The organism is Clostridium sp. (genome assembly GCF_040797585.1).
Lineage (GTDB): Bacteria > Bacillota > Clostridia > Clostridiales > Clostridiaceae > Clostridium_Z.
On record NZ_JBFNEO010000281.1, the window covers coordinates 1 to 2789 of the forward strand.

A 2789-nucleotide genomic window follows, 5' to 3' on the forward strand; every position below is an offset into this window, starting at 1 on the left:
AATCCACTTGGAAACCATATATAAAGTTTAATCATTTTAAATTAAGTAATTCCAGTAAAAAATCAAATGTATACGGATTTCAATTATATATAGTATTTACTATTAAGAACATTTAAAATATTAATTGCTTATTATTCCATAGATATATATTCTTAAAACTTAACTTACAAATAAATTATATCATATAATTTATTCAATATTAAAACCATAATAACTAAAAAGGTGGGCTCTAATACCCACCTTTTTAACATTTATATATTCCTTATTCGCTTATCATACTAATGTATTTATTTTTCTTTAGTAGTCTCCTTTGGCTCTACAGCTTTTTGAAGCATTGAAAGTAAATCTATTCCTGTAGTTGCCTTAACTGTCTCTGGAAGAGTTGTCATTATATCTGTTACATAACTAGTTATTTTAGCTGCTCCTCCTCCACTTTCTCCCTTTCCACCATCTAATATTACTATCTTCTCTGTCTTAGACAATGGTTCTGCTATAGCCTTAGCTATATCTGGAAGCTTTTCTATAATCATTTGAGCCATAGCAGCATCATTATACTGCTTATAAGCTTCTGCTTTTTTCATCATAGCTTCTGCTTCAGCCTTACCTGTTTCTCTTATAATATCAACCTTAGCCATACCTTCAAGTTTCATAGCCTCTGCTTTAGCTTGTCCTTCAAGTTTAATAGCTTCAGCCTTCGCTTGGGCTTCTTGAATATTTTTAAACTTTTCAGCCTCTGCTGATTTTTTAATGGTAGCTTCAAGCTCCTTCTCTTTTCTTAGTGACTCTTGCTCCGCAAGCTCTATTTCCTTTTGCTTCTTTGTTATTTCAACAAGCATTTCGGTTTCAGTTACTTCTTTTTTAACCTTATTTGCTTGAATCTCATAAGCAAGGTCTGCCTCAGCCTTTACTATCTCCTGCTCTCTTCTATAGCTCTGAATCTTAAGATCCTTATTCTTCATGGACTCCGCCACTTGTGTTTCTGCTAATATTTTAGCTGCTTCACCTTCTCTAAATGCATCAGAGGTTTTAATGTTAGTCTCTTTTCTAGCCTCTGCTTCTGCAATTTCAGCATCTCTTTTAACTTCTGCGATTCTACCTTTACCTAAAGCTTTTAGATATCCATTGTCATCTGCTACATCTCTTATGGTAAATGCCTTTATTTCAAGACCCATTTGATTTAAATCTATAGCAGCTACTTCTTGAACTCTAGATGCAAACATTTCTCTGTCTTTGTATATTTCCTCTACTGTCATTTTAGATACAATTTCACGAAGCTTTCCTTCTAAAACGTCCTTTGAAGTATCCTTTATAAATTCTATAGTTTTATCTTCATTTCCTGTGTTAAATTGTTCTACGGCAGCTAGAACTGATTCAAGGTCTGATTTAACCTTAATTACAGCAACTCCATCTGCCGCTATTCCAACTCCTTGTTCTGTAAGTGCATTGGCTATTTTAACCTCTATCTTCATGTTTTCAAGGGAAATTTTATCTGTTCTTTCTAAGATAGGAAGAACAAGTCCTCCTCCTCCAGATATAACCCTCTTTTTAAGACCAGTTACAACTACAGCCTTATCTTGCGGAACCTTTTTCCACATGGAAGCTATAACTATAAATAATAAAATTATAATTAAAGCAATAACCCCTAGTAGTATATAATTTTCCATAATACTACTCCCCCTTATTAATTTATATTAAGTGTTAAATAATAGTTTTATTATCATTTAATACTTAAATACTTATTTACTTATAATATGTGTTTATCTGATGGCTAGTAGCTGTAACACCCCCATCCTCTTAAAATGTGGGGATAACAGCTGCTACGCCCCTAGATTAACTCATCTAACCTTTAGATGGTTGAAAAAACACCAGCTGAAGGAAGATTCGTTCTATTTTACCTTTGTTCTGTCCCAATCTATAAAACTAAATATAAATCCAATAACTAGGTAATATATAGCTTGAAAAATATTATTATTTAAAAATCCATAAGATCTTACTATCACATCATTAATTACTATTAAAAGAATAACTAATATGAAGGCAACTAAATATTTCGTAACTCTATTTCTATTAATTAAAACCCTAAAATTGGTCGCTGCAGTGGAATTCTTAAAAACTGCAAACTCCATAAAAAGAACCCCCAAAATTATAAATAATACTCTAAAAAATAAATTCATTCTCCATCACTCCATCTTATAACTTAATTTTTTCTTATTGCTGCTTATTAATCTTCTTTAAGGTTTAGGGATGTCACATAATAAACACTATTTTCTATTTTATTTATAACCACCTCTTCTCCTTGTTCTATTCTTTCTCCACCTGTAGCTTTAGCAGGAGCATTATATATATTTCCTTCAATCACATAAGCTATAGTTCCAAATCCATCTTTAATTATAGGTGATATAACAGTAGCCTTTGCTCCTTTTATATCCCTTTGAGAATGAGTGCTTGTATTCTCTGCCTTTTTTAAGGCCTTAAAAATAAATTTTTCTATACAATAAGCTAATATAACACCTATAGCAACTGCTACAATTAGAACTATAATTGAATTGAAACCCTTATATTCTCCAAAAAGTCCAACTCCTCCAACAATTAATAAAAAACAAATTATTATTACTGGTTTAAATACACCTAGAAAAGATAACCCTAAGTCCCCATCAATGTTTAGAAAGTCAAATACTCCTCCAAATAGTAAACTGATTAAAATATATATTATCCCCACTATTAAGAAAATCTCATATAATGTAATCATAAAAACACCCCTTAATTTTATATATTTCATACCTATATAT

3 protein-coding genes are annotated in these 2789 nt (G+C 31.1%); all 3 read right to left on the reverse strand.

Annotation, left to right across the window (positions count from 1 at the left end; all coding sequences use genetic code 11):
* Positions 1 to 287 precede the first annotated feature (287 nt).
* The 3 genes from AB2369_RS12760 to AB2369_RS12770 all read right to left on the reverse strand — a co-directional run bounded on the left by AB2369_RS12760 (position 288) and on the right by AB2369_RS12770 (position 2749).
* Positions 288 to 1664 carry a flotillin family protein gene (locus AB2369_RS12760; protein ID WP_367666853.1) on the reverse strand — a complete coding sequence of 459 codons (1377 nt, stop codon included), beginning with the start codon at positions 1662 to 1664 and terminating at the stop codon, positions 288 to 290.
* Between the two features lie 222 nt (positions 1665 to 1886).
* Positions 1887 to 2126: a hypothetical protein gene (locus tag AB2369_RS12765; RefSeq protein WP_367666854.1), complete on the reverse strand. Its 240-nt coding sequence runs from the start codon at positions 2124 to 2126 to the stop codon at positions 1887 to 1889.
* 95 nt (positions 2127 to 2221) lie between these two features.
* Positions 2222 to 2749, reverse strand: a complete 528-nt coding sequence (locus tag AB2369_RS12770; RefSeq protein ID WP_367666855.1) for an NfeD family protein — start codon at positions 2747 to 2749, stop codon at positions 2222 to 2224.
* Between the last annotated feature and the right edge of the window lie 40 nt (positions 2750 to 2789).